Annotated in this window: 37 protein-coding genes and 1 pseudogene; 2 read left to right on the top strand and 36 right to left on the bottom strand. The window is 60.7% G+C overall.

Annotated features, from left to right (window positions below):
- Nucleotides 1–36: 36 nt before the first annotated feature.
- From H8Z83_RS16540 to H8Z83_RS16395, 30 genes are all read right to left on the bottom strand, one after another.
- A complete protein-coding gene (locus tag H8Z83_RS16540; protein ID WP_187016077.1) occupies nucleotides 37–216 on the bottom strand; it encodes a hypothetical protein in 180 nt (59 codons plus the stop codon).
- A gap of 32 nt (nucleotides 217–248) precedes the next feature.
- The gene (locus H8Z83_RS16535) at nucleotides 249–605 is read right to left on the bottom strand and encodes a DUF6848 family protein (protein ID WP_005936309.1); all 357 of its coding nucleotides are present in this window, start codon (nucleotides 603–605) and stop codon (nucleotides 249–251) included.
- Nucleotides 606–644: 39 nt separating this feature from the next.
- Nucleotides 645–1079 carry a hypothetical protein gene (locus tag H8Z83_RS16530; RefSeq protein ID WP_187016076.1) on the bottom strand — a complete coding sequence of 145 codons (435 nt, stop codon included), beginning with the start codon at nucleotides 1077–1079 and terminating at the stop codon, nucleotides 645–647.
- Nucleotides 1080–1095: 16 nt separating this feature from the next.
- Nucleotides 1096–2541: a DUF2586 domain-containing protein gene (locus H8Z83_RS16525; RefSeq protein WP_187016075.1), complete on the bottom strand. Its 1446-nt coding sequence runs from the start codon at nucleotides 2539–2541 to the stop codon at nucleotides 1096–1098.
- Nucleotides 2541–2768, bottom strand: a complete 228-nt coding sequence (locus tag H8Z83_RS16520) for a hypothetical protein (protein WP_005936300.1) — start codon at nucleotides 2766–2768, stop codon at nucleotides 2541–2543. Before H8Z83_RS16520 ends, H8Z83_RS16525 begins: the two co-directional genes overlap by 1 nt.
- A gap of 13 nt (nucleotides 2769–2781) precedes the next feature.
- Nucleotides 2782–3279, bottom strand: coding sequence for a hypothetical protein (locus tag H8Z83_RS16515; RefSeq protein ID WP_005936297.1), 498 nt, complete (start codon nucleotides 3277–3279; stop codon nucleotides 2782–2784).
- Between the two features lie 4 nt (nucleotides 3280–3283).
- Nucleotides 3284–3781, bottom strand: coding sequence for a phage virion morphogenesis protein (locus H8Z83_RS16510; protein ID WP_366464502.1), 498 nt, complete (start codon nucleotides 3779–3781; stop codon nucleotides 3284–3286).
- A 3-nt stretch (nucleotides 3782–3784) separates the two neighbouring features.
- Complete coding sequence (locus H8Z83_RS16505) at nucleotides 3785–4240, bottom strand: gp436 family protein (RefSeq protein ID WP_055188818.1); 456 nt, start codon at nucleotides 4238–4240, stop codon at nucleotides 3785–3787.
- A 29-nt stretch (nucleotides 4241–4269) separates the two neighbouring features.
- Entirely contained in the window at nucleotides 4270–5154 is an 885-nt protein-coding gene (locus H8Z83_RS16500; RefSeq protein ID WP_187016074.1) for a Mu-like prophage major head subunit gpT family protein, read from the bottom strand.
- Nucleotides 5155–5177: 23 nt separating this feature from the next.
- Nucleotides 5178–5627, bottom strand: a complete 450-nt coding sequence (locus tag H8Z83_RS16495) for a hypothetical protein (RefSeq protein ID WP_187016073.1) — start codon at nucleotides 5625–5627, stop codon at nucleotides 5178–5180.
- Between the two features lie 4 nt (nucleotides 5628–5631).
- Nucleotides 5632–6657, bottom strand: coding sequence for a phage protease (locus H8Z83_RS16490; protein WP_187016072.1), 1026 nt, complete (start codon nucleotides 6655–6657; stop codon nucleotides 5632–5634).
- Nucleotides 6658–6792: 135 nt separating this feature from the next.
- On the bottom strand, nucleotides 6793–7533 hold the full coding sequence (locus tag H8Z83_RS16485; RefSeq protein WP_187016087.1) for a phage head morphogenesis protein: 741 nt from the start codon (nucleotides 7531–7533) through the stop codon (nucleotides 6793–6795).
- Nucleotides 7526–9088 carry a DUF935 domain-containing protein gene (locus H8Z83_RS16480; RefSeq protein ID WP_187016071.1) on the bottom strand — a complete coding sequence of 521 codons (1563 nt, stop codon included), beginning with the start codon at nucleotides 9086–9088 and terminating at the stop codon, nucleotides 7526–7528. Before H8Z83_RS16480 ends, H8Z83_RS16485 begins: the two co-directional genes overlap by 8 nt.
- Complete coding sequence (locus tag H8Z83_RS16475; protein WP_055188827.1) at nucleotides 9085–9750, bottom strand: DNA-methyltransferase; 666 nt, start codon at nucleotides 9748–9750, stop codon at nucleotides 9085–9087. The genes H8Z83_RS16480 and H8Z83_RS16475 overlap by 4 nt, the downstream gene beginning before the upstream one ends.
- Before the next feature lie 13 nt (nucleotides 9751–9763).
- Nucleotides 9764–11539, bottom strand: a complete 1776-nt coding sequence (gene terL, locus H8Z83_RS16470) for a phage terminase large subunit (RefSeq protein ID WP_187016086.1) — start codon at nucleotides 11537–11539, stop codon at nucleotides 9764–9766.
- Nucleotides 11526–12098 carry a DUF3486 family protein gene (locus tag H8Z83_RS16465; protein ID WP_055188831.1) on the bottom strand — a complete coding sequence of 191 codons (573 nt, stop codon included), beginning with the start codon at nucleotides 12096–12098 and terminating at the stop codon, nucleotides 11526–11528. The genes terL and H8Z83_RS16465 overlap by 14 nt, the downstream gene beginning before the upstream one ends.
- Nucleotides 12091–12414 (bottom strand): hypothetical protein, encoded by a 324-nt coding sequence (locus H8Z83_RS16460; protein ID WP_005936271.1) that lies wholly within the window; start codon nucleotides 12412–12414, stop codon nucleotides 12091–12093. Before H8Z83_RS16460 ends, H8Z83_RS16465 begins: the two co-directional genes overlap by 8 nt.
- Nucleotides 12415–12418: 4 nt before the next feature.
- Nucleotides 12419–12709 carry a hypothetical protein gene (locus tag H8Z83_RS16455; protein ID WP_187016070.1) on the bottom strand — a complete coding sequence of 97 codons (291 nt, stop codon included), beginning with the start codon at nucleotides 12707–12709 and terminating at the stop codon, nucleotides 12419–12421.
- Between the two features lie 12 nt (nucleotides 12710–12721).
- The gene (locus tag H8Z83_RS16450; RefSeq protein ID WP_187016069.1) at nucleotides 12722–13210 is read right to left on the bottom strand and encodes a hypothetical protein; all 489 of its coding nucleotides are present in this window, start codon (nucleotides 13208–13210) and stop codon (nucleotides 12722–12724) included.
- A gap of 112 nt (nucleotides 13211–13322) precedes the next feature.
- Entirely contained in the window at nucleotides 13323–13652 is a 330-nt protein-coding gene (locus tag H8Z83_RS16445; RefSeq protein ID WP_005936263.1) for a Mor transcription activator family protein, read from the bottom strand.
- 18 nt (nucleotides 13653–13670) lie between these two features.
- Nucleotides 13671–15047 carry an N-acetylmuramoyl-L-alanine amidase gene (locus H8Z83_RS19730; protein ID WP_243185091.1) on the bottom strand — a complete coding sequence of 459 codons (1377 nt, stop codon included), beginning with the start codon at nucleotides 15045–15047 and terminating at the stop codon, nucleotides 13671–13673.
- Between the two features lie 13 nt (nucleotides 15048–15060).
- Nucleotides 15061–15435, bottom strand: coding sequence for an addiction module toxin RelE (locus H8Z83_RS16435; RefSeq protein ID WP_187016068.1), 375 nt, complete (start codon nucleotides 15433–15435; stop codon nucleotides 15061–15063).
- The gene (locus tag H8Z83_RS16430; RefSeq protein WP_187016067.1) at nucleotides 15435–15797 is read right to left on the bottom strand and encodes a translation initiation factor IF-2; all 363 of its coding nucleotides are present in this window, start codon (nucleotides 15795–15797) and stop codon (nucleotides 15435–15437) included. Before H8Z83_RS16430 ends, H8Z83_RS16435 begins: the two co-directional genes overlap by 1 nt.
- Nucleotides 15794–16243, bottom strand: coding sequence for a regulatory protein GemA (locus tag H8Z83_RS16425; protein WP_005936250.1), 450 nt, complete (start codon nucleotides 16241–16243; stop codon nucleotides 15794–15796). Before H8Z83_RS16425 ends, H8Z83_RS16430 begins: the two co-directional genes overlap by 4 nt.
- 17 nt (nucleotides 16244–16260) lie before the next feature.
- The gene (locus H8Z83_RS16420) at nucleotides 16261–16782 is read right to left on the bottom strand and encodes a host-nuclease inhibitor Gam family protein (RefSeq protein WP_055188839.1); all 522 of its coding nucleotides are present in this window, start codon (nucleotides 16780–16782) and stop codon (nucleotides 16261–16263) included.
- Between the two features lie 37 nt (nucleotides 16783–16819).
- A complete protein-coding gene (locus H8Z83_RS16415) occupies nucleotides 16820–17014 on the bottom strand; it encodes a hypothetical protein (protein WP_187016066.1) in 195 nt (64 codons plus the stop codon).
- Nucleotides 17015–17029: 15 nt separating this feature from the next.
- Entirely contained in the window at nucleotides 17030–18010 is a 981-nt protein-coding gene (locus tag H8Z83_RS16410) for an AAA family ATPase (RefSeq protein WP_187016065.1), read from the bottom strand.
- Nucleotides 18011–18025: 15 nt separating this feature from the next.
- A complete protein-coding gene (locus H8Z83_RS16405; protein WP_187016064.1) occupies nucleotides 18026–20101 on the bottom strand; it encodes a Mu transposase C-terminal domain-containing protein in 2076 nt (691 codons plus the stop codon).
- Nucleotides 20102–20123: 22 nt separating this feature from the next.
- Complete coding sequence (locus tag H8Z83_RS16400; RefSeq protein WP_005936238.1) at nucleotides 20124–20348, bottom strand: helix-turn-helix domain-containing protein; 225 nt, start codon at nucleotides 20346–20348, stop codon at nucleotides 20124–20126.
- A gap of 31 nt (nucleotides 20349–20379) precedes the next feature.
- Nucleotides 20380–20775 carry a hypothetical protein gene (locus tag H8Z83_RS16395; RefSeq protein WP_187016063.1) on the bottom strand — a complete coding sequence of 132 codons (396 nt, stop codon included), beginning with the start codon at nucleotides 20773–20775 and terminating at the stop codon, nucleotides 20380–20382.
- Nucleotides 20776–20851: 76 nt separating this feature from the next.
- Between H8Z83_RS16395 and H8Z83_RS16390 the strand changes: the two genes are divergently transcribed.
- Entirely contained in the window at nucleotides 20852–21112 is a 261-nt protein-coding gene (locus H8Z83_RS16390; protein ID WP_187016062.1) for a hypothetical protein, read from the top strand.
- Here the strand turns inward: H8Z83_RS16390 and H8Z83_RS16385 are convergent.
- From H8Z83_RS16385 to H8Z83_RS16365, 5 genes are all read right to left on the bottom strand, one after another.
- On the bottom strand, nucleotides 21072–21398 hold the full coding sequence (locus H8Z83_RS16385; RefSeq protein WP_097772103.1) for a hypothetical protein: 327 nt from the start codon (nucleotides 21396–21398) through the stop codon (nucleotides 21072–21074). The two genes, H8Z83_RS16390 and H8Z83_RS16385, sit on opposite strands and share 41 nt — an antisense overlap.
- A complete protein-coding gene (locus H8Z83_RS16380; protein ID WP_187016061.1) occupies nucleotides 21385–22509 on the bottom strand; it encodes a hypothetical protein in 1125 nt (374 codons plus the stop codon). The genes H8Z83_RS16385 and H8Z83_RS16380 overlap by 14 nt, the downstream gene beginning before the upstream one ends.
- A 176-nt stretch (nucleotides 22510–22685) precedes the next feature.
- On the bottom strand, nucleotides 22686–22910 hold the full coding sequence (locus tag H8Z83_RS16375) for a hypothetical protein (RefSeq protein WP_243185089.1): 225 nt from the start codon (nucleotides 22908–22910) through the stop codon (nucleotides 22686–22688).
- Nucleotides 22911–22933: 23 nt separating this feature from the next.
- Entirely contained in the window at nucleotides 22934–23098 is a 165-nt protein-coding gene (locus H8Z83_RS16370; protein ID WP_187016059.1) for a DUF6906 family protein, read from the bottom strand.
- Between the two features lie 97 nt (nucleotides 23099–23195).
- Nucleotides 23196–23552, bottom strand: coding sequence for a hypothetical protein (locus H8Z83_RS16365; protein WP_187016058.1), 357 nt, complete (start codon nucleotides 23550–23552; stop codon nucleotides 23196–23198).
- A gap of 203 nt (nucleotides 23553–23755) precedes the next feature.
- On the opposite strand from H8Z83_RS16365, the gene H8Z83_RS16360 reads away from it, so the two are divergent.
- Entirely contained in the window at nucleotides 23756–24244 is a 489-nt protein-coding gene (locus H8Z83_RS16360; RefSeq protein WP_187016057.1) for a helix-turn-helix transcriptional regulator, read from the top strand.
- 677 nt (nucleotides 24245–24921) lie between these two features.
- On the opposite strand, the pseudogene H8Z83_RS16355 reads toward H8Z83_RS16360, so the two are convergent.
- Nucleotides 24922–25111, bottom strand: a pseudogene (locus tag H8Z83_RS16355) (NlpC/P60 family protein); the annotation flags it as partial.

Genomic DNA, 25111 nt, shown 5'->3' with positions numbered 1-25111 from the left:
AGATAGAGGCGGAAAACGATCGGCGACGGGAGGCCGTCACTCGGGGAACGCTCGCACGATCGCCCGGGTGACGATGCCCTCCTCAAGCTCCTGCATGAAGCGGGCCTTTGCGACCCATCCGAGGAACTCGTCGACGTCGTCAATCGTTTCGGGGTCAAAGGTCTCTAAGAGAGGCAGAGGCACAAAACGATAGATCTCAAGGAGCCCGCGCTCCACGAAGCTCTCCCGTACCTCCGCGACCCGTTCTCTTAGAGCTTCTTCAAATTTGCCGTACCCGTCAGGCCGAGGATCTCCGTCAGCTTATTGCCGATGGAGATCGCGATGCCGGGGTTCTCCTCCATGTCCTTCGTCAGACGCTCGGCGTCCTCGTCGATGACCGCGTCCAGCATGAACGCCTTGCTCGCCTTGGTGATGCCCTGTGCAGCGGTCTTGATGTAGCGGTCATAGCTGGGGACGGTGGGGCGCTTAAAGTAGTAGGAGAACTCTTTCTCGCTCTCATCATCCACAGGGACGGTGATGCCGACGCGGTAGAGCTTGCCACCGTACTTGGCCTTGAGCTGTTCCTCGCTGCTGCGGGCGGGGGTCTGGTTGTTGGTGCTTTCCATAGTGTGACTTCCTCCTTGTTATTCTCAAAAATGTTGTCCTTAGACGGGTGCGACGCCGTCCTGATACACGCCGCCGACGATCATCATGTCGACGTCGACGGTGAGGCTCTTGTCGCCCTGCGCTGCCTTGTTGCTGCGCTTGGAGAACTTGACCTTCTTCAGCTCGTCGATCTTCGTGCGTGCGCCCTCGTTGGCGTAGGAGACGATGATGGAGGGCAGCTCCATCTTGTAGAAGGGAACGCCCTTCTGCTTGCAGTAGGCCAGCAGATCGTCGTAGTCGTCGCGGAGCATGGAGAGCTTGCCGGACGCCTTATAGTTGCCTGTGCCGTAGCCGCGCGGCTTGGAGCCGGAGCCGTAGACTTCCTCCATCTCCAGCTCGTCGTCATAGCTGATCTCCTGCACCTGAATGTTCAGGCCGGGGATTTTCAGATCCACGTCGCCCCAATCATAGGCTTTTCCGTTTACCTTCAGCATTGCCTGTCCTCCTCCCTTAGTTGCTGCTCAGAGCCGAGCGCCCGATGTCGATAACGACCTCGCGGATGTAGCCTCTGGAGAGGTAGCGGATGATGACGCTCATGGTCTCATCTTCGAGGAAGGTATCGTAGCAGCTCTCGTCCACGGTGGTCTCATAGGAGCTGATCTCCTTGTCCTCCACCATGCGGTCAAGCGGCACGCTGATGAACTTCGCCCGCGCGTCCAGCTCGCCCTGAATGTCCTCAAGGTCGATGTCGTCGTTCTTGAACTGCAGCGCCTTCTTGCGTGTCTCGCGGATGATCTTGTTCTTCACACGCACATCCTCGGCATAGCGGAAGTCGCTGCCGTCCTTGCACATCATCTTCGTGTGATAGACAAAGATGTCGTCAAGGCCGTCGTACTCGCGGAAGGTCATGTAGCCCGCGACGTCCAGCAGTTCAATGACGGTGCTGTCGTAGCCGATGGGAACCAGCTCCAGCAGCTTCGTCTTGGGGAAGCCCAGCGCGTCCTCGTCCTTGGTCTTGCCGATGGACACGCTCACCTTCGTCATGGCGTAGCGCCCGGAGGCGAGGCCCGCGAGGTTGACAATCTGCGTGGTGCCGTCCAGCCGCACAAGGCGACCCCATGCGGCGCAGACCTGAATGTCGGAGTTCTTGATCCGCTTACGGTCTGCCTCCATCTGCAGCGCCCAATCGCTCAGGTCACCATCCGCCTCGTCGGCGGGATAGGCGGCCTCCATGAGGAAGAAGCAGGGCTTGTGGCAGACCGTCATCAGCTCCTTCTGTGCTTCACTGACCGCCTCCCACAGCTCCACCGTGCTCCCGCCGACTATGTGGACGAACTCGAACTCCTCGTTGAAGCTCTTGATCTTCTCAATCGCGCCCAGCACATCGCCGTTCGTCATGCTCGGTGCAGTGGTCTTGAGGGTGTAGGTGTCGCGCACGAGGAAGGAACTGGGCTTCTGATCCGGCGAGCTCGCCTCGGTGAACTTGATCGTCAGGCCCGTGCCCTCGATCTCGTAGCTGCCAGTGACGGGGACGGTGATCTCTTCCGAGAAGTTGTCGCCGTCGATGGAGTAGACGAAGGCTGCGGTGTTGAGCCCGCCCTGCGCGGTGAAGCGCACGGTGAGCGCGTAGGCGTTGTTGGGCGAGCCCTGCACGGTCACGCTGCCGCCGCCGTCGCCCGTCTTCGTGACCTCGCCGATCGTGCCAGCGGTGCTCGCGGCGACGGGGATGCAGAACACGCGGGCCGCGCCGCCCTGCACCGCGTCCATGACCGCATCGGCCAGCGGGGACAGGCCCAGCTTGGACTTGATGGTGCTTGCGCCCATGCTGCCGAGGATGGTGATGGGCTTTTCGGTGACAGAGGGGGAGACGCCGATCTTGATGTGCAGACCGTCGCCCGTTGCCGTGGCGAAGCCGAGCAGTCCGTCCGTGACGTTGCTGCGTACATCTCTAAGCATTACTTCCTCGCCTCCTTGCTCTTACGCCCGTTCATCGGGCTGTTGTTGAACTTGGCGACGGCGGCGAGGAACTCGTCCTCCGTCATCGCCTTACCGGGCCGCCAGCCATTCGCGGCGCATACGCCCGCGTAGGTGGCACGCCCAACCTTGTGCTGCTCACGGAGCTTGTCGATCGGCACAAGCTCCGGTGCGGCAGCGCCTTCCGGCTTCTGTGTTTTAGTCGCCATCTGTAGGCTCCTTTCATGTGATCTTCTCCACGGACGTCACTCTGACATCGGTCAGAGGTGCGAAGCCCGTGTCGCGGTAAACGCCGCCGTTGAAGGTGATCATCACCTGCACGGCGACCTGTGCTTTCAGGAGTGAGTCGTCCTTGTCGACCCAATCCGCTCCCTCAATCTCAATGGGGACGAAGTTGCCGTCGATGTAGATGCCACGGTCAAGACTCGCCACAAAGCGGTCGAATATCTCTTCGACTTCATCATCGGTATAGCCGCCGATGATCACGCCGAACGTGGTCGCCCGTTCCATGATCTTCCGCCTTTTGTGCAGCGTTCCCTCTTCGTCTCTGTATCTCTTTTTGGAACCGTTTCGGGTGAAAGTCTCACGTTCGAACAAGACCGCGCCGATGTGGGACTCCTGGCTCTTCTCCAGAGCCTTCTCTGTGGTAAATGGCTTGGACTTGATGCCCGCCGCTTTCAGCTTGTCGATGAGATATTGCTTGCTTTCCGTGTAGAGCAAGAGATCAATCCTCCTTCTGGATGAACTCTTCGACCGTCGCCTTCATCTCCTGCATATCGTCCTCTGAGAGACCGAGGAAGGGACGGGCCGGGATGGTGATGCGGACTTGCTTCTTCGTGACCCACTTGCCGCCCACCTGAAAACGGAGGGCTTTCTTCTTCCGCGCCCGGATGGTGCGGCCCGATTCTCCGAACTGATGCGTCGCCGCATACTTGACGTTCGTGCCGAGCGCGAAGCCGGAGGTGTCCGACTTGGCGTGGATGGAGTTGCGGAGCTGCGCGGACTGGATGAGCGTCTTGCCGCCCTCCTGTGCGGCGCGGATGGAGGTCTTCCATCTGCGCCCGTCCGGGCCTTTGCTCTGCTTGAACCGTTCCAGCGTCGACTCGCGCGCGCCCTCAGCCAGTGCCGCATTGATGCCCTGCTTGTCGATCTCCGAGAAGCTCCTGATCCTGCGGAGCATCGCCCGCGTGTCGCCGTCGAGCCGGATGCTGTACATGGCCATGCGTTACATCCCCCTCATCTTCTCGCGGGTAAACAGGCGGCTGTTGGACTTGACCTTAAAACCACCCGCCGCTGCGCTCGCCGGGTCTTCCGTCTCCGTGCCGATGGACACCGTGCCCTCCGCGACCAGCGTGAGGAACTTGATCGCCGCGTTGTAGCGATTCAGGTAGGTCTTCTGATCCGTCCCCTCGTCGATGCCGATGCGGGAGAATAGATTGTAGACCGCGATGTCCTTGGAGAACTTGTTGATGACCCTCGGGGCCGGGGCCAGAGGGACGGCGTACCTCTTGGCGAGGTAGCCGTCGATCTCTGCGTCCGCGTCGGCGATCGCCGCATCGATGATCGGGGAGACCAGCTCTTCACGCTCGGCGGGGTCTTCAATGAAGGTGTCGCCGATGATCGCGTTGAGCGCGTCATCCTTGACCATGTCCCGTACTTCAGCGCGTGTGCTGTAGCTCATGCCGTGCCCTCCTTTCTGCCCCGGGCGGTTTAGGTGGTGGTGCCGTCAGAGCCGTAGGCCATCTGCCAGAAGCCGAAGCCCGCGTTGCCGCGAGAGTCTGCGCCGTAGATGAACTTCTTGCTCATGAAGACGTTGTCGTCGGTCTCGTTGGTCTTGGAGACGAACTTCGCCTTCTTGCGCTGCTGGTAGATCAGCGGCTTGACGGGACGCTTGGTGCAGAGCAGGAACCAAGCGGAGTCGCTTGCGAGGCGAGGCTCCACATGGATCTCCGCCGTGCCCTGCATGGTGTTCTTCGTGCCGTTAATGAAGTCGGCGACGAGGATGTCGCGGGCGTCCGCTTCCAGTGCGGGCGGCACGACCAGCAGATCGGGAACCAGCGCCAGAGGGCGGCCCTTGCTGTTCTTCAGGCTCATCATGGATGTACGCGCCGTCTTGTAGGCGTCCATGCTCAGCTTCGCGGTGCCCTTGTTGCTTGCCTTGTCCTTGCCGACAGGGTGGTCGGTAGCGAAGAACGTCTTGCCGTCGTAGCACTTCTCGGTGAAGCCGTTGGCCAGCAGACCGTAGACCAGCTCGTCGGGATGCAGCGCGGCGGACTCGCCGAGCATCTGAATGGAAGGATTGTAGAGGCCGATCTTGTCGTCCTCGACCGCGTTGCGGTCTACGCCGACAGTCAGCTCGAAGTCCTTGTTCTTGATGGTGTAGGCGGAGCCGGAGAGGTTCTGGATCTCGCGCTCACCGATCCACTCCCTCATGCCGGGGATGTCACCGAGCCATGCGTAGGTCTCGGATTCGCTGGTGCTGGGCACGACGGTCGCGACCTTTTCATAGGTGGGATGCTGCCCTTCAAACGCCTTGTTAAAGACCGTGTTGAAGGCGGTATAGATGCCTCTAAGGGCCTGCGGGGTGATGATCATAATGGATGTACCTCCTTACTCGATTAGCCGCCCACACCTGCGGCGGCAGCAGCGGGAATGTAGCCTCCGCACTCGACGGCGACGCCCTCGTCATCCACGCGGATGACGGTGCCAGCCACAGACGCACCCGTGGCGAGCGCCGTGACGGTGTGGTCGTCTTCCATGTAGCAGGGCTTGAGAACATGGGCGGCGGTGATCTTATTCGCAGCGGTAGCGGTGTTGTCAAAGACGAATACGCCGCGAGCGACGCGGATGACCAACTCGCCGTCTGCGCCCGTATTTGTCACTGTCTCCTCGGCGCGGCCCACAGCGGTCAGGCTCTCGGCCTTCTTGCCGGGGATTGCGTAGCCGCTCGCGTCCAGAGCGACGAGTGCGCCCTGATAAATGGTGGTACCGCCCTTCACAGGCACCGCGATGACCTTTGCGCCGTTGGCGATCTCAGGGGTATCTCTCACATCAGTCAGTTTTGCCATGATCTTAGTCCTCCTTCATACCGTACTTCTTAACGTCGTCGGGCGAGATTCCGAGCTGCTTGCAGACCAGCAGCGTGTCGGCGTCCAGCGCGTCGCTCTTGAGAGCCTTGACGTCGTCCAGCTCAATCTTGTCCATCGGCACGATTTGCGGGGCCTTCTCCACGAAGGAGCCGAAGCCCTTCGGGTCGCTCAGGGCGTAGCTCTTAGCCCATTCTTTCTGCGCCGGGGTGATCTTACCCGCCTTCAGGGCGAGGATGACAGCGTCGTTGGCCTCGCGCTCCGCATTCTGCTGCTTGAGCGCCTTCAGCTCCTCGGCGAGGTTGACGCCGTCGACCGTGCCGCTCTTGAGCTCCATGATCTTTGCGGTCACGTCCTCGGCGGCAGCGCCCGCCTTCAGACCCAGCAGCTCGCAGACCGCCTTGTTCGCCACGACGTTCTCGGGCGGCTGCTTCTCCGCTTCCTTGAGGCTGCGGTTCTCGGCGAGGCAAGCCTTGAGCGCCTCCACGACCTGCTCCTCCGTGGCGTCCTCGCTCAAACCGAGCAGCTCCGCCAGCTTCTTGATGTCCATAGAATGTTGTCCTCCTTCAAAATTGTCTGAATTGACGATGGGGTTCATCCCCTCGATCGCCGGAGTGTTGGTAAGTGCCAGCGAGTGGAGCCCGATCGCCTTGTTGTCCGCCTTGCGGACATTCACGACCGGGGAGAGGTAGCGGTACTCCTTGTTCTCAAGGTACTGCGCCCCTCGGGGCGTCCACTCGACGACGGCCTTGATTTGCCCGTCCTCCAGCTTCAGCTCCTTCACCCATCCGGCTGCGGGTGCCTCGCACCCTTTGAGCGTCTGATGCTCGTAGTCAACGACGAGATCCACGCCGCGCTTGGCGATCTGCGCCTTCATCGCCTTGTAGCTCTCATCGTCTACATCAAACTCGCCCTTCGAACTGACAACGTGGCCGATGGGGAGGACGAAGATCGTCTCCGGCGCTCCCACGAGCTCCACATTGCCGCCTTTTAGGGTCAAAAAACCATCCATTTGCATCTGTCCTCCTTTGGTGTCGCCGCGAACCGCCCGGAAACGGCGTTAGAGCGCGTGCGCACGCCCCTTATTTGCCGCACCCGTCAAATTACCCTGCCGAGAGCAAAACGCGCACAGCGGGGCTCTGTGGCCTTATGGCGGAGTGTTCCCCTTTTCGCGCTCTTGGTACGCCTTTTTGAGTGGCTCGGGGTAGCCTGTGAGGTCTGGCTGATAGCGTACCTTGGCGGGGTTGGTATCGAACTGCGGGTCGGGCAGGATGTTGACGAAGCGCCCATCCTCCAGCCGCGCCGCCCTCGGTGCTTCGGTCTCCACCGTCAGCCCCCGCTGCTCCATCTGGCGCTTGGAGAGCGTCTTGACCGTGCAGCGGCACTTGAAGCCGTTGGGCGGGAACCATGTGTCCCAAATGGGATCGTCCGCCATGAACACGCGCCCATCCATCGCAAGGTGGCTCGGGCGGGTCTTTGAGTCGTTGACGGCGTCATACTGCCAGTAGGGCCGCAGCGCCTTGACGCCCGGTTCGGTCATCCGCTTGTAGTGGCCCACATTGTAGGCCGTCTGGATGTTGGTGCGGAAGATGTTCTCGGCTTGGTAGGGCGTGATGCCCTCGTAGCCCTCTGCTTCGAGGAAGTCGTTCATATTCTCGCGAAACTCCGCAAGGCTGTTACCATCCTCCAGCGCGGCCAGCAGCTCGTCGTAGAACTTCTTGAGCACCTGCGCCTTCGTGTAGCCGCTGACCGTAAAGGCGAGGGCGCGGTACTCGGCGGCGATCTGATAGAACCGCGAGGCGGTTACAGGGACGCGCTCTTTGAAGTACGCGACCGCCTCTTCAAAGGTCATGTCCTTGCGGCTGAAAAGCGCGGTGAACTCATCCATCCTCAACCACCCGCCCCTCAAGATCGGCGTAGAGCATAACCTTCTGCAGCAGCTCCTCGACCTCAGAGACATCCATCGCGGCGTAGAGTTCGGCGACGGCTGTGTCATCCTCCATCAGCTCGCGGAGCTGTTCGAGACTGTCTGCGTTCTCAATCATTTTGAGAACCGGCTCGAACGCGCGCTTGAAGCTGCCCACGCCCTTGTGGAGCGCGGCGGCGGCGAGCCTGTCAATGTGCTGCTGCGTGCCGATCGGCGCGTCAGCTCCCGCCTTGAGGGAGAGTAGCGCATCGCTTTTGAACGGCAGCACGCCGCCCATGCCGCCTCCGTAGGTGGGCTTTGCAATCTCATCACCTTCCTCCGGCTCGGGGATGGAGAACTTCTTATAGACGAAGCTCGTGGGTATCCGAAGCCCGACCTTTTCGATGAGCGTGCCGAGGATTGTCGCCGTCTGCGTCAAGTCCTCGGACTCTTCGCAGTCGAAGCGGATGTAGGGGATGCGCTTGTCCTCGCCGAAGTTGAAGATGCACAGCGGGCGGATGAGGTCGCGCCGGAGGGTGGACGCCAGCGCCTTGCAGTCGGCGACGGTGAGATCGTGCCGGACATCGTTGTGCGTCTTGCTCTGTGCGTAACTGCCGCCGCCCGAGTCGGAAGTCAGCGTCTGGCCGAGGATTGCCTTGGAGATCTGTTCATCGCAGTAACGAGCCAGCCGTTCATAGAGGTCGGAGCTGGAGGTCTTCTCCGTGGTAATGAAGTCGATGCTCGTGCCATCCGGGATGATGCCCGCCGCGTCGGAGCCAATCTGGATGAGGGCTCGCATGAGCGCCGCCTTGTCGCTGTCGCTCGCTCCCGGCGCGTACTTGCCCAGCCGGAGCGGCAGACCGTAGATCTCAGCGAAGCTGACCCAGTCCTTCAGGTCGTAGTTCTTGAAGAGGTACATCCACGCCACAACTCGGAGGATGCCAGCCCGAGAGGTGTGACCGCTGCGAGCCTTGTACCTGTGAACGATGAACTTGTTCGCCGGGAGCAGGATGCCCTCCGGCACGTCCTTCGTTCGCACCTTGAACGAATCGTCCAGTGTGTCCCAAAAGAAGCGTTTCTGGTGTCGCGTCTTGATGTCCTGCACCACGACGTGCCCTTCGTCATAGCCCCACAGGATCTCGGATACGGCGAAGCCCTTGCCGATTGCGTCGAGCAGGTCATTCTCCACATCCTCGAAGCTCTCGATGCCGTTGAGCTGCTCTTCGATGAAGTCGGCGATCTCCTTGTCCAGCGGTTCGTCGCCGAAGGGAATCACCTCGAAGTCAAGGCCCGTGACGGCGTTCTTGCGCGTCTGGAGCTGACTGAATAGGTGAGGGTCTTTCTCCTCCATTTCCTCAAAGAGCTCCATCTGCCGAAGAACATCGCCCGCGTCGGCCTCTCGGAGGATCTCAGCCAGCTTGACAGGCGTCAGACCATTGCTGGGATACTCACTGTACTTGTCGGAGACCTGCGCCACGGCGACCTCCCGCATATCCGGGCGTCTAAGCCGGGTGACGAGCTGCTTGAGTCGGCTCATTCCCGCACCTCCTCGATGCGCCGCTGGGCCGTGACGAAGTAATCGTCATCCAGCTCGATGCCAATGAAGCGACGCCCCGTCTTCTTCGCCGCGACCAGCGTGGAACCGCTTCCGGCAAACGGGTCGAGGATGAGGTCGCCCGGTTTCGTGACCGAGGAGATGAGATTAGCCAGCAGACCAACAGGCTTCTCGGTGGGGTGCACCATCTTGGAGCTGTTGATCTTCGGGAATGTGACGAGGTCTTTTGGGCGGCTACCGGGGAAACTGTATTTGCCCTTAACCGCGAAGACAATGTTCTCATGCGACGGTGCAAACGCTGCCTTGGTGTCACCCATGCCGTGGTAGACCTTATCCCAAATGACCTCACTCTTGACGTTGAAGCCCGCGATCTTCATCGCGTCGATGAAGGTCTGCTCCACATCCCAACGGGTGAAGCAGATCAGGCCACCGCGTCCAGCCTCGCCGGACTTGAGTACGCGGAAGGCGTCGTAGAGGAACCAGATGAAGGGGCTCTTGTCGTTCTTGATGGACGCCCCCGTCTGAGAGACATAGTTGATGCCGTAGGGCGGGTCTGTGATGATTGCGTCGACACTCTCCGGCTCCATCTGACGGAGCACGGTGAGGCTGTCGCCGTGGATGATTGTATTCTCTTGGATAATCATGCGCCTCACCTCCTTAGTAGGCTCCGCGCCGGAAGTCGAGGGCGCGGGCGATGACGCTTCTGTAGTCGACCCTGCGCCCGATCTTGATGTCAAGCGCCAGCTTGACCGCCATCTGGAGGCCGTCCGGCGCATCGTCGTTCTTGCCCATCGGGTACTCGGTCATCTGCTTTAGCAGTGTCTTGTGTTTCTTGCTGAATTTGATGTAGCCATTCTTCACGAACGGCTGCAGGGACTGGATGCGTGCATCCTTGTTCTGCGTGCTGTTGATCTCCTCGATAGGGAGATACTCGCCGACCGCTGCCGCACGCTGCCGCATGATCTCGGCGAAGTAATACTGGAACTGCACCGTCTCCACGCCGAACTTGTAGTAGGGCCGCTTGTACTCCCGCTGGAGGCGTCGGCTCGCGTCGAGGGCGTCCTCAATGATCTGATCCGGCTTGCGCTTGGCGATGTCCGCGATCACGACATAGAGGTAGCCCGTCTGCGTGTCCTTCGCCAGTGCGATGATGGAGCTGGTGTCCGACTTCTTGTTCTTGCCCAGCGATGGGTCGTTCGCGCCGACAAAGAGGAACTTCGGGTCGGAGAAGTCTGGCTGCGCCTTGCCCTCGTCGTCCCAAAAGTCAAACCACTCTTCTTGGAAGGTGCAGTTCTCCGGGTCGATGGGGTCATTCTGGATCTCGCTGTTGAAGGACGCCTCACCCTCGGAGATACGGATGACCATGAGGTCGTAGTAGGAGAGCTTCTCCTCCCATAAGACCGCCGTGCCCTCCAGCATCGCCTCGCGGTTCGCTTGGAAGAACTCCAGTGCATCCTCCTGTCGGTTGTCGTTGGAGAGATCGGTGAAGATGGACTCCCATGCGTCCCATAGCTCGCCGTTGGTGGCGAAGCTGATGACGCCTTGATAGCGTACCGACTTATAGCTCGGGTTCTTCGCTACGTTGGCCAGCAGCGCATCGAAGTGGAGCAGCGTGCCGATGTAAACGATGTCGGTGTAGGTGTCGCCCGCCTTGGAGACCGCCTTATAGAACCAGTCGCGGAGCTTCTTGCGTTGCTCCGGCGTGTTGACGTTCTCGTCGTTCTCCAGATCGTCGCAGACGATAAGGTCGGGACGCCACTGCTTGTGACGTCGACCACGGATCTTCTTGCCCGAGCCGATTGCCTCAATCTTGACGCCGTTGGCCAGCAGGATGACAGAGGACTTCCAGACCTTGCCTTCCAGCTCGCCGAAGTCTTCCTTCAGGGCAGCGTTCTCCTCCAGTTCCGTCTTGATGTCGACGAGGAAGCCCTCGGCCTGTTCCGAGCTGTCAGAGAGGATGATGATGTAGTGCTTGTAGCCGTAGACGGCGGCGTGCAGGTCGTCCTTGAAAGTGAAGGTCGTGCTCTTGGCGTGGCCACGAGGCGCTTCGATCGCACGGCGGCACCCATCCGCGCGGCTGATCCGCTTGGCGTCCACCTCCGGGTTCATCCCCTTCAGCACGCCCTCCCGCCATATCCTGTCCAGCTCGCCGTGGAACTTGGGCGACGGGCGGACGAAGTAGTGCGCGAGATAGGCCCGCCCGAAGTATTCAAGATCGAAAGCTCCGAGCTTCCGGCGCAGTCCCTTCGGCCCGGTCAGTTCCTTTCCGGCCCTGAAGTCCTCAAGGAGCTGCGCCCGCTGCTCGGGAAAGTTGCCGTCCTTTGTGACGTACTGCTCGAACAGCTCCCGCTGATACGCACGGTTTGCGACCGTTTCCCGGTCTTCCGGCTCTGTGAGCTTTTCGAGGTAGTCGTTCAGGTCAATCTTCGCCATCTGCCAGCACCTTCTCTCTTGCACGCTCCAGCACGTCGTGAAGCTCGCCAGCAAGCTCAGGGTGCTGCTTGATTGCCGCCATGAGCTCCGTCTCCATCTGCTCGAAGGCAAGCTCAGCTTTTTTCTTCATGTCCTGCCGGACGCGCTTTTCGTAGGTGGCGTTCCGGGCGAGGCTTGCGATGAGTCGCCCCGCCTTATCCAGCGGCATTTCCTGAAAGTCGTCCTCAGCGGTGCTGACTCGCTGCATGAGCCCGTCCATGAGCACCATCGACGCCGCCTTCGTGTAGTCGAGGTCGGGGTGGGCCTCCACCGCTTGAGCGATCGCCTGAGTGCGCTGGATGGTCTGCGCTACGCGCTGCGCCGCCTGTGTGGTGCGGATCGCATAGCGCCCGATCGCTGACTTACTGATCTCGTAGCCTTCAGCCTTGAGCCATGCCGCCAGTTCTTCATAGGTGTTGGAGGTGTCCGCAAGCCGGACGTCGAGTTGCCCTTTAATATCGTCCGGGAGCTTGTCGATCGTCGAGCTGACCCGCGTCCTCCGTCGCTCCGCCTTAGACATCGATGCCCGGGTCGTTGATCGTGCCCTCGACGAGATCGACGCCCTTGCGGGTGAGCTTGATGATGGAGTCCTTGCGGTAGGCGTTGTAGGCGTTCACCGATCGGTCGGTGAAGGTCACATAACCCGCCTCCTGCAGATACTCGATCGGCTTTGAAATATCCGGCGAGTAGATCAGGCCGTCAGCGACGAGGGCGTTTGTGATCTGACGGACGAGCAAGGCGTTCTGACTGCCTTTTGCGAGGGCTCGGACGATGTAGCCCCGGATTGCTTTGTTCTTGCTGACCTCCTGCTCGGTCAGCTCGTCAAGGATTGCCATGAGGTCACTCCTCCTTTCCTTTGACTTTGCCTCCGTAGAGGATCTGATCGAGCTTGTCCTCGACCCTGTTCATGACCCGAATGTAGTCCTCCCGCGTCACATAGATCAGGGGGAGGTCTGCCTTCAGGTCGTTGAGGTTCTTGTCCAGCGTCTTGATGTCCTCGGCGTTCCGCTTGTCCGCCTCTTCAAGACTGGCGAGCGTCTTCTTCATAAAGAAGGTGAGCGCCCCGACGACGACGGTGCACAGCAGCGACGCCGCCGCGCCGATGAGGGCGGTGATCTGAGAGACGTCCATGTTCCGCCTCCCTTACCGTTCCGCTTCGCCTTCGATGAGCGCACTCTCCGGAAGGGTGATGTACGGCTCGTTCTGCTTAATCTCCAGCACAGTGGCCTCGATATACTTCGTCAGATACTCGTCGAAGCTGCCGAGGTTCTTCGTGATGACCCGCTGCGCCTCCGGCGCGATCGACGCCTTGACCTCATCAAAGACCTGTTTGCCCAGCGCGACCAACTCATCGCGGCTCGCCTTGCCACCCTTGACTGCCTCGCGCAGTGCCTTTGCCGTGGTCTGCTCCATCGCGCTCACCGACAGCGTGGCGAGGTTCTCAACATCCTTCAAGGCGTCGTCCAGCACCTTGCGAGTGGATGCGTCCTCGATCTGCGCGGTCTGCGCTTTCAGCTTGGATGCGCCGAGCCGGATGTAGTAAACTGCGTAGGCTCCGGCGAGGGCCAGCACAGCGAGCGCGACGTTGACCAGCATCTCAAACGCCGCACTCTGGATGATGTCCATGTTCATGTTTGGTGTCCTCCTTTGAGTATAAAAATAAGACTATGAGCATAGCTCATAGTCTTATTTTACCGTCCCTTTCAGGAACCTTATATATGTACTGCTTCTTAGAAATGTTGTCTTAGAACGTAGTGTTTTCCGGCTCGTCGCCGTAGTCGAGAAGGCTCATCTGTCCCTCCAGCTTCCCCTCGCCGCAGAGCTGCCGTACCCACCGCTCCGTCACGCCGTACTTGCGGGCGAGCTCGGGGTGGTTGTAGCCGTTGAACTCCGCTTTGATGTGAGCGTCTCGGACAGGGCGAAGGACACTCTCCGGCTTCTGGAGGTAGATGGTCGAGCCGCCGACGACCGAGCACAGCTTGTAGTAGTTCTCGACGCCGATCGTCTCTGCGATGATGCGGTTGTCGCCGTCAGGAACCATGTCGATCGTCAGTTCCTTTACGAGGTCTTCCATGTCCCGCCCTCCGTGTCCTTACTCGGTCGCTTTTGTGAAGAGCTTTCCCAAGATACCGAACACCTCGCCGACCGTCACCTGCTCGCTGAACTTCTGCCGCCAGAACTCGGGGGAGTTGATGACGCCAGCCTCCACGAGCGTTTCAAGCCCCTCCAACTGATACGCCGGGAACTCAGGCTCCTGCTCCTCCGGCTCGCTCGGCGCGGACGTCTGCGGCACCTCGAACGCCATGATCTGACCTAACAGGGCGATAATCTTGCTGCCGTAGCCCTTGCCCGGTACGGCCCAGCCCTTGCCGTTGGGGTTGTCGCTTGCGCCCAGCCATTCCACATACTGCGCCGAGCCGCGTGTCACGAGGGAGAAGCGCGGGTCGACGCACCCGTTCACGAGCGCCTCCTTGGAGGCGTATGCCTTTAGGTGCTGGATCTGCGCCCGGACACCCGTGCGCGGGTCAGGGAAGGTCGCCGCCTGTCCTTTGGCGTTGCCGTTCAGCGCCCCGATGCCTGCGTAGTTGTTCTGCGTGGGGAGCACGATGCCGCCGTACTTGAAAAAGCCCGTCTCGTGGAGGCTCTGCGCAAAGGCGACGTCGCCGCGCACGCCCTCGGCCTCGCCCTCTTCGAGGAAGAACTGCGCCAGCTGCTCCAGCGAGCACGCCGGGAGCTGCGGCTCCGCGTTCTTGGATCGGGCGAACAGCGCCATCTGCTGTGCGCTCGCCTTGGCCTTGCCCATGATCTCCGTCTTGCCCGCCTCCGTGGTGGTCGCGCCGCCGTTCAGCTCCGTGAGCTTTGCGGCGACCTTCTGCTTGAACTGCGCCCAATGGGGCAGAATGTACAGCGGGCAGTTCTTCCTCGCGCCCTGCACGATGGAGTCCGGGTGGCCCATCCAGTGGTTGTGCGTGTACAGCTCGTTCACGCTCAAGCCGTGCTTCTTCAGCAGCAGTGCCGCCAGCAGCACGCCGTTCTCCTCTGCCTTGAGGTCTTCCTTGCTGCCCGAGCCGTCCATGATGATCTCGATGGAGAGCGTCGTCTCGTTGCCGCCCGTGGCCTTCCGGCCATCGCCCGCGTGCCAGCCCACCTCGTCCTCTCTCAGGTTCTGCCATGCGTTGATGTCGTCGACGTAGTAGTGGACGCGGGCGTCGTTCATGTTGGCGTTTGGCCACGTCGCACGGGTGTACTGCTCGGCGTCCTCCTCCACGTTCTTCAGGTCGTTGGTGTTGTGGATGGTCACGCCCTTGACCTTGCCCGTGCCGCCCGAGAGCAGACGGTCGGCCTTGTACTGTGCGCCCTTCTTGTACGCGCCGGAGTCCTTGGGCCAAACCGCGCCCCACGGGATGATCTTCTCGTTGATGACGAGGCCATGCTCCGTCCTCGTCGCGTCTGGTGTCAATTTTGCCATGATGTGAATCCTCCTATAAATTCATGACCGGGTTGTAGACCTTCTCGACATACTCCCCGATGCTGTATTGCTCGCGCCCCTCTTTTTTGAGTTGCTGCATGAACCGATCGGTCTCCACCGCCAGCTTCATCAGCTTCAGGATGCCAACCTGCTCCGATGTCACTTCGTGCAGCTCCGGCCCCACCGTTGCCATGATCGCCTTGCGGAGGTAGAAATCTGCGGTGTAGACATCCATCTCGCTGAACTCATCCCACACCTCCCGGGCGAACTTCTTGCGGTTGAGCCGGGGCTTATCAGGTGGGAGAACGCCGTCCGCTTGGAGCTGCTTCTTGATCGCCGCACGCTCGGCCTTCTCCCGCTGCGTGAGGCGTTTCTTCCCCTTTGGCATTACATATCACCTCCCGCTGCTTCCGTGCCGTCTCCGCCCTCCTGTGGGCCGTATCCGAGCCTTGCGCGGTAGACATTCATCGCCCGCATGACCTGTGCGGTGGCTGCGTCGCTCGCCAGCTTCTCGCCAAGACGCTGCCGATCCTGCGCCGTACCCTCCGTGGAGGTTGCGCGAGGGATCTCCGCCATGTCCTCTGCGTGTAGCTCTGTCAGGCGGCGGGCAACGTTGGGAGGGAGTTGTTCATAGTAGACCCGCAGGAACACAAGCCCCGTGTCCCTGCAGATGTCCATGCCGCTGCGGATGCTGTCCTGCATCCGCGCTATGCGTTCCAGCGCCGCGAGGATCGCTCGTTCCTCTATCACAGCTCCGCCTCCTTCCGGCGCTGCCGTGCGAGGATTGCCTTGAGCCCTTCGATGACCTTCTCGCATTGCGCCATGTTCAGCCATTCGATGCGGTCGACATGGGCCACGCGCTTGACAAATCCTTGAATGCGGCGTGGGTCGTCATTCCAGCCCAGCGCCTCGCACAGCGCGTAGATCTTCCGGCGCTGCGCGGTGGTGCGGATGTCGCCGCCCGTGTCCGTGCGCTTATCCCGCACACTCCGACTCACACTGTCCTTCATGTTCTGCAGCACGCGGGCAACAGTGTTGACCTCGCCCTGCGTCAGCATCTTCATGGACTCCTTGCCTGTCTCGCGGTAGACAACCGCGTGCAGGTCTTCGTCCGTGAGGTGCAGCTCCGGCGACTTCGCGATCGCCCACAGCGTGCGGATGGAGGGCTGTTTGCGCCCAGTCCTTGCTGCTGTCATTCCGTGAGCCCCCTTCCTCAGTTGCCCGCCTTGATCTGCTCCAGCTTTGCGATGTTCACCTCATAGCCGAACACGTCGCTCTGTTTCCACGTTGCGCCCACGGCGTTCACCGTGTCCTCACCGTACTTCTTCAGAGCCTCCTTGCTGACCTTCTCTTCCACCACGATGCAGTCCGTCATCTGGCGGGACTTGAGACGGCGGATGATCTCCTCCAGCTTCTCCTTCGCCCGGGGCAGCGAGACGGATGTGGAGAGCCGGAAGCCTACCTCGCCGAACGTCAGCACCATCGACTTCGTCTTGCCCATCTCGTCCCTGTGGTCGGTGACGAAGCTCTTGATCTCGCGCTCCAGCTTGGCCACATTGTCGTTGAGCGGCTTGCTCTGCTCCTCGGCGACCTTCTGCGCCCCTAAGATTTGCTTCTGCATATCGCTCTGGATCTCGCCCAGCGCGATCTGCGCCTCGGCGATCTGACGGAGGGCGTCGTTCACGTCCTCCCATGAATGGAGGCTCGGGGCCTCGACTACTCGTTTCCTTGCCATGTTTGCGGCTCCTTTCAATTTGTTAATGTTGCGGGCTTTACGCCCGGTAGTCTCGCTTGGTGCGCTTGCCGCGCTCCGGGATCTCGGTGAACAGTGCCACAAGACCCATCGGCAGCGTCAGGAGGATCGCTGTCGCGTCCCGATCCTCCGGCGTCCCGCCGTAGGCTGCCATCAGGAGCAGCACGCCGGAGAGCAGGATGAGGATCGCTCCGCTGATGCGTTCTTTTCTCATATTTGCTGTCCCTCCTCAAAGCATCATCATGGACGATGCCTGTGCTATGGTCTTCACCGTCACCGTTTCCTCGCCCGTCTCCTTGAGGATGCGTCGGACGTTAGAGAGCGTGCGGTCGAGCAGTCGGAAGCACCCGGTCTGCATATTGCACGCCCGCGCTTTCAACTCCACCAGCGCCTCCGGCTCGATCTGGAAGTCCGTGAGATAGCCCTCCACCTCCGAGGGGGAGAGGCCCCGCAGCGAGGCGTAGAAGTCCACCCGGTTCGCCATACGCACGAGATAGGTCTTGATCTGTGCCTCCAGTTTCGGCTCGCCCGCGATCACAAGACCCACGTCGCTCTGATCGAACACCGCCCGCAGGATCTCCATTTTCTTCTGTGTGTACTTGCTCACCAGCTTGTCCGCCTCGTCGATGATCAGCAGGTATCCCTTGTTCGTGTTGAAGAACTCCCGGATGCCGTTCACCCTGCGCCAGATCGTGCCGTAGCCGTTTGGGAGCCCGATGCTCCGTTCAATCGCCTCCACAAGGTCGCGGCTGCTCATGGTGTCGTCGCACTCGATGTAGGCCACGCGGGAGAGCTTCGCGTACTGCCGCAGGGCGTAGGTCTTGCCGTAGCCACTGCGGGCGACTACGATGCCGAGGCCAATGTACTCTTGACAGCTCTGGCATACACCGAGCACGGCCTTCGCGTCCCGGCTCTCAAAGAATACGGGCGTCTGCCACGTCTTGCCCTCCGACTCCGCCAACGGCGTCGTCAGGTCGACCGCCTCGCCCGTCTGCCGGGTGAGGAAGTCCGTCAGCTTGCTCTCAAGGTCGTTCGGGTTGCTGTCATATTTGCCCGTGAGATACCGGGAGACGGTGGTGCGGCTGTAGCCGATGTCCTTGGCGACCGCCGCGATGCTTGAGTGCTGCGTCTGGATGTAGTTGTTCACGCGCTGCGCGAGGGGGCTGATGTTGGTGTAGATTGTGGTGCGCTCTGCTGCTGTAACTTCCATAATGTACCTCCGTTATTATTCGTTCATCGCTCTCAAAAGGGAGAGCGCCTTGTCGCCTTTGGCGTTGAGGAAGGTGTCGTCCGTGACCTTCTTCCGGCTCGCCTTGCTTGCCTGTTCCGATCGGAACATTCTGTCCTTGGGCAGGGAGACCAGCTTCTGGCTCGGCGTGGCCTTGATGGTCAGGTCGATCATGCCCACTGCATCCGAGGGTCTTGCGCCGTCCTCGAGCCGCAGCTCGTAGGGGCGGACTCGCTCCTCCAGATACTCCCTGACCTCTCGCTCGTTTCGTTTCTGATCTCGCAGATGCTTCTCCAGCGCCGCCTGAGAACAATGCGGGCCGAAGGCGAGCAGCTCGGCGGACACCGCCTCACAGATCTTCTTGCCGTCCATGTCGTACACATAGAGCTTGGTGACATCGTCGATGTCCCACTTGATGTTGACTTTCTGATTGACGTAGTAGGCGAGCTCCGTGTCCGTGTAGAGTGTGCCGAACTTGTTGATGCCTTGGTTTGTGACGCGGGCGGTCGCCGCCTTCATCAGCAGCATCGCCGCGTACTCTCGGGGTGGAGCTGCCTTTTCATAGCGTGGGCCGTTCTCGAACATCTCGATCGGCGTAACCCATTTCTCGCCCGCGTCGCTCAGGCCGCGATGCTTGCGGGTGTGATACTTGGTGTTCTTCCACTCCGTCCAGACTTCGAAGAACTCCTCCATCGTCAACAGCTCCCCGCGCTCCAGCATCTGGTCGATGTCCTTCTGCCGCTTGGCGTAGGTCTTGGAGCCTGTCAGCGTGCCCGTGTAGCTCTCAAACCACTTGGAGAATTTCGAGCAGACCGTGGAGAAGAAGCGTTCGATCGGTTTGTCCCAAGGCTGATACGGCAGCGAGCGTCCGACCTCTTGGATGCCAATGCTCTGGTAGAAGCCGACTGTTTCCGAGTCGAATGCGAAGTCAAGGTCGATTTTGCGGTGCTTGCGGTTCTGCCCGGTCATGGCCTTGGCAGTATAATCCTTGCCGTTGTCGACGTGCAGGATGTGGGGAACGCCGCCCGGATTGCTGTAGATCATTTTGACCAGCGACTCCTTCAGCGTCTGCGAATTGGCGTTGACGCACGCTACATCGCCGATGATAGCGCGGGAGCGCATATCCAGCCACGCAACCAGCTTCGGGCGCACGGCCTTGATCTTGCCGTTTGGAGCCGTCCACTGCACCCAAAAGTCGAAGGTGTGCTCGTCGCCGACGACATACTCCATGACTTGAAGGCTCGTCGCGTCGCGCTTGCCCTTCATCATCCGCTTGTTCTTCCACTCCCGCGTCCCGTTGGCGGCGAGGAACCGGGCAGACTCCGCGCCCCGCTGTCCCATGAGGAACTTGATGTACCGGGCCACCGTCTTGATGGAGGGATACTCCTCCCACTCCCGCCGCTCCGCCTCCAGCTCAAACCGTTCATAGAGCATCTCGATCGTGCCGAGGTTCGCCGCGAACCGCTTGTCGAACCAGATGTTCTCAATGATCGCCTTCTGCTCGTCCGTCAAGCTCGGGAACGTACCCGTCTCCTTTGGCTTCCGGCACAGCGCCAGCGCCCGGAAGTAGTCCCGGCTCTTGCCGTCTTCCTTCTCCAGCTTCAGCGCCCATGCGTTCGCCTCCAGCACGTTCTTCATGTAGCGGTACAGGCTCTGCGGGCTGATCCCCAGCCCCAGCGCGTACCGCTCGGCGTAGCCCGTGCGGTCAGGGCCGTCATAGTCGATGAAGTCCTGCACCCGCGCCGCCAGCTCTACCGCCTCATAGAAGCGCTTCTTGTTCGCCTCCGTGTACTGGTTCAGGTCGGCGGTGACGTACCATGGCACGGCCTCCTGTGCTCTCTTGTCTATGATGACCTCACTCCCTTCCACCTTCTGCGCGGCTCGCCATGCCTTCCGCGCCTTTGCCGAGAGGGAGCTTGTCGAGATCAACACCTGATCCTTGCCGCCGCCCTCCCGGGCCTGTGACTTCGTTTTGTACTGCTGAGGATTGCGATAGATGCGTTGCGTCAAAGTCTTGTAGCTGACGCTCTCAAAAGCCGCTGCCTCCTCCAGCGTGATGAATACGTCCGGCACTCCGTTCCCTCCCTTCCGTGCGTCATGCCGCGATCGCCCGCTCCGCCTTCTTCGGGTCGAGCGCGAGGGCGGCGATGATCGCCGGGAGGTACTTCTCGCCGGAGCGTGTTCCGTTCAGGATGTAGCTCATGTACTGCGGGCTTGTGCCCACCGTGGCCGCCAGCTCCGCCCGACTCATGTCCCGGTCAGCCAGCGCCTTCACCACCATCTTCCCGAACGGCGTCAGCCGTTTCTTCGGGCCTCTCATCGCTTGCCCTCCTTTCTCATCGTTCTTAGACTTACTTCCGAATGACCGCCCAGCCCAGCGAGACTGCCACGCCTATGAACGCGGTGACGCTCACGGCGGGGACGGGGCAGCGCATCAGCAGCAGCGCCGCCGCGAAGCCCAGCGTCGCGAGGGTGATGAGCCCCGCCGTGATAAGGAACGCCGCCGCGCTTTGCGCCGTGCGCCCCGCACGCTTTCGCGCCTCCCGCTTCACTTCTCTCTCAAGTAAGTTGAGAACGAGGTCGTAGCTGCGCACGCTCTGCGCCGCTTCAAAGAATTGCTGCTCCATCCCCGGCAGCGCCCGGAACGGGTCGCGGGGGTTGCCCGCCTCCCGCAGCCGCGCTGCCGCGTTCCGCCGTGCGATGACGGTTGCGCCGATCGCGGTCTTGAGGTCTTCTGTGCTGAACATTCTGCTGCTCCTTTCCTTTGCCCTCCTGCTCGTGTATAATTGAGCTGGGCCACTGCCCGGGGAGGGGGTGTTGTCTATGGCTGATGCTACCCTTGATGTCGTCGAGCGTGTACTCGACGAAGTCGACAAGAGCCGCGATGTTGACTGGACTATTCTCGGCGAGCGTCTTCGCTCTGCCATTCTCGACTCTGGCGAGCACGTTGACGCTGGTTTCACCGAGGCTCAGAAAGCGGCGATTGTTGCCGTCTGCCGGGAAACTTATTATGCGACGTCAGTAGTCGCAAGGGCCTACGCCTTCAAGGCCGTCGAGGCTCTTCTGGATCGGATCGGCGAGTGAGCGCTTCTGCTGCGTACTCCATGCGCCCCTCCCTGATCCTCTCCGCCGCCTCTCGGATTGCTTTCACTGGAGGATGGTAGTAGGCGGGAGCATCATCCGGAGCCGTCCGCTTGTCGGGCGGCTCTTTCTCTTTGATTGGCTCGCCCGTCAGCCATGACAGCCAACACGCGCGGCAGCTCACGCCGTCGCAGTGGGCGGGGATGATGGGCGGGCACGGTGCGGAGATGATGTCCGCGATCTCGCCCGCCGTGGCCTCCGGAGCCTTGAGTAGTTCAAGTCCTGTCATGCTGCGCCTCCCGGTACTTCTTCACCGCGTGGTTCATGGTGTAGAGGTGGTTCAACTCTCGGAGCAGCCGCTCATACTCCCGCTGCATCGTCTCCCTCGCGTGGCCCGTCAGCTTGCCCATCTGCCCGTCGACGTCGACCGCCATGCGGAACACATTGCGGTAGATCGTGCAGTCGTTCTCCGGGCACTCGCCGAGAAGCGCCGTCCCGAGCTGGCGGAGCTCCTCCAGCCGATGCGCCGGGATGCGCTCTGTCTCGTGCCGGAAGCCGTTAAACGGCTCGCCGCTGTTCTTGGCGTCATCATCCACCTCTTGAAGCAGTTGCCGGAGATGTTGGACGCTCTCGATCTTGAAGTCTGCGGGTAGCTTCAGCGCCAACCGATCCGCACCCACCTCGGCGATCTGCGCCGCATAGTGCTCGCACTCGTTCTCCTGCAGGATCTGTCCGTCCCGCAGCGCCGCAAGGTAAGCACGCGCCTCATTCCTGCCCAGCAGGACGGTCGCAGCGTCCTCGACGTACCTCATGACCTCAATGTGCTCCCGCAGCACCCGCTCGCTCCTCTCCCGGATGCGCAGGTCTTGTGCCTCCGCGTCCTCGTAGAGCTGTCCCAGCGGGCACTTCGCGCAAATGGCGTCCAGCTCCTCCTGCGTGTGTCCGGCCCGGTTCTTGCACCGTTCGTCGCACACGAACGCCAGCAGCTCTTCGGGGTTGCGCGGCATGGGGCCGTCCAACCGTCCCGCGCCGAAGGTGTCCGGGTCGGTGATGACCTCGCTCTCCGGCAGGAAGCCGATCTGATGCAGCGCCATCTTGAAGCCGTAAAGCTCGTGCGCGGCGGTGCGCGGGTCGGTGTCGGGGTAGTGCTTGCTCTTGACCCGCGTGGCAAGGCGGCACGTCCAGCCCTCGATCAGGGCGGCGGGCTCCACTGTCTCCTCGGTATAGCTCTCATTCGTTTCCACGGCGGCGGTGTAGGTGGGCGGCTCGCCCGTGATATCCTCCTCGGACTCCAGCCCCCGTGCCAGCTCCACGGCCACCTCCAGCGTGTCCGCGTCGTCGTACTCCATCGCGCCCCGGTCGATGTCCAGATTGCCCGTGTAGACCTCCGCGTCGATCACGCCGTACTCTCCGAGGGCCGTGCCCTCGTACTCGCGCTTCTCGCGGTCGTTGAACTTGACCACGAGGAAGCCGTTGATCTTCTTGATCTTTCTCATGCTGCCGTCATTCCTTTCTGCCCTGCCATCTTCAGACCGGGTGGGGCAGTTCCCGGTGACGCCCTTCCGGGCGTTTCGGCTTAGTGGTGGGTCGCTTCAAAGTTCTCAATCGCCCAGCGGTTGCCCGTGGCGTACACGGCCCGTCGCGTCCGCTCCTGTGGCGTTTCCCGCCTCGGCATGGCTGCCAGTGCCTCCATCATGCCGCATCTCGGGCAGATGTCCGTCTGGTTGTCCGCTCGCGACAGCGCGGGCGGCTCGTCGTATGCCCGCCCACACAGCGGGCAGATGCGCGGTTGCTCCTTCATGCTGCTGCTCCTTCCTGCAAAGCTCATCCGCCCAGCGGCGGGATGACGCGGATCGTGTCGTGGTACTTGTTCAGAATGATCAGCTCGCCGTTTGCCTTCTGCTTCACGACCAGCCAGTTCTCCGGGGCGAGACCCGCTTGCCCGAGCCGGATCTTCTGCTTGCGGGTGGGCTTCTTGCCGCGTCTCATGATCTGCCTCCTTTCCTTTTCTCGGCGTTTGTGGTAGAGCAAAAGCGAACGGCGGCGGCGGAATTAAATCTAAGAGTCGCTTAGGTGTTGGTGGGCTTTAGCAGTCCGTCAGGGTGTCGCCCTTGACCTCGTAACGATTGGGGCCGATGATGACGAAGGCCAGCATATTGGTCGTGCCGTCATGGTTGACCTGATTGATCGCCTCGTCCAGCTTGCCGTTGGTGACGTGGACTTTCTCCATGCTGCCGGTGCCGGTGTCCAACAGGCCGAAGCCGTTGGCCTCCTCCGGGGTATCTCCGACAGTGGTGAGGGCCATCTCGTCGGGGGTGATCTCGTTGCGACCCGGTTCCAAGTTGAAACCCGCCTCCGCCTCCTTCAAGGCGTCGTTCGTCTCTTCCAGTGTGGCCTCGCCGGTGGTGTACTTGAACAGGATGTCTGTGATGTCGTTCTTCATGGTGTCGTTCTCCTTCTGAAAAACGCCTCCGCCGCTCGCTTTTGCTCTACCGTTCGCCGATTTGCTATTTCATTTTCGGTCGGGGTGTGCTATGATTTACTTGCTTTATACTTAAATCAGGGTACACCCCTATTATAGTCTCCGTTTGGCTACTTGTCAAGCGGAAAGTCTCTGAAAATCTACTTTTTGACAGGAGGCATTTTATGTCCGAATTAGTTGATAGAATTGAACAGGCCATAAAGGAAAAGGGCAGTAATTTCAAGCGCGTCGAGCGTGAGTGTGGTCTCGGAAATGGTACTATAAAGCGGTGGGGTGAACAGAGCCCCCGCCTCGACAAGCTCGTCCTTGTCTCCGAATATCTACAAATCTCTCTGGACTATCTCGTCTTTGGGCGTAGCTGTTCGGAGACTGCACAGGAGAATGACCGCAATGCGGCTTTCGAGCACCTCAAGCAAGAACAAGGTCTGACCTGCGACGGTTCGCCGTTGGAGGACGAGGAGGCCGATCTGATCGCCATGTATCGCCTCTTGCCGGAGGAGCAACAGGAGGACATTTTTGACCTCGTTCATCTCAAATATCGAAAGCACGTCGAACGGAAAAAAGAGTCTATTTACTGGACGTATCACAACGGCAGCTCCGCAACAAAAAGCGGCACCGCCGAGGACGCTGAAGCCCAAGGTGGAACCGCTTGATTTTTTGCGCTGTTTTGATTTAGTTGTAAATCTGTTTTCTGTAGAATTGAAAAACGCCCGCGCCGCACTCGCAAAACGCCCGAAACCATTGAAAACAGGGCAATTCTACAGCTTTTCGCAGTTTTGACCGAAATGTAGAATTGCTCGCCGCCTGTTTTGGCCCGGTTCGCCGCCCCGCCGCGCACGCCTCGCACGGCCAGCGCACGCCCTAATCCCCACCGATCCGCGCCGAAAAGCCCCGTTTTCCCGAAAATTCGCACGCTCTAACGCTCCGTTAGCACGCTTGCCCCTCTTGCAATCCGCCGCCGCGTCTGCTACAATAGCAGCATGAGCCGCGAAGCTCTTGTCCTCTTGGTCTGCTGCTGTGACTTCCGGGACGGGGCCGAGTGGCTCATACCATCTAAAAGCCTCAGAAATGCCGTTATACGGGCGTTTCCGGGGCTTTTTTGTATTCTGCGTATGTGTGCGCCTCGCCGCGCCGCCGCCGTTGTGAGGCCTCGTGGGCGTGAAAAAAGCGCCGACCGCCGCCGACGCATCCTCATCTCAAGATTGTTGATAATTCGCGCCTCCGTCCCGCGCCGAAAGTCGCCGTTTCCCGCGTATTTCAAGGGTTTTCCCGCCGTCTCCCTCCTCATCCCGCCTTATCCCGCATTTCTCAAATATCCTGTCTCCCCACAATAGGGGTCATGTTCGATTTCGTCCAGATCGAAGTGGTATTCGTCATAGTCATGGGTGCTTTCATAGGTGCCCAGATAATGCTGCAAATCATCTTCCAGCGCACAGTAGGCAGCTTCGGCGGCCAGCATATCCCGATCCTCGCAAGGATAGGTGCTGGCCCCTAATGCACCGGCCCCGGCGTTCCCCAGC

This window comes from Dysosmobacter segnis (assembly GCF_014297285.1).
Classification (GTDB): domain Bacteria; phylum Bacillota; class Clostridia; order Oscillospirales; family Oscillospiraceae; genus Oscillibacter; species Oscillibacter segnis.
Note: the sequence above shows the minus strand (reverse complement) of the source record. Positions and strands in the feature narration are given on the sequence as shown.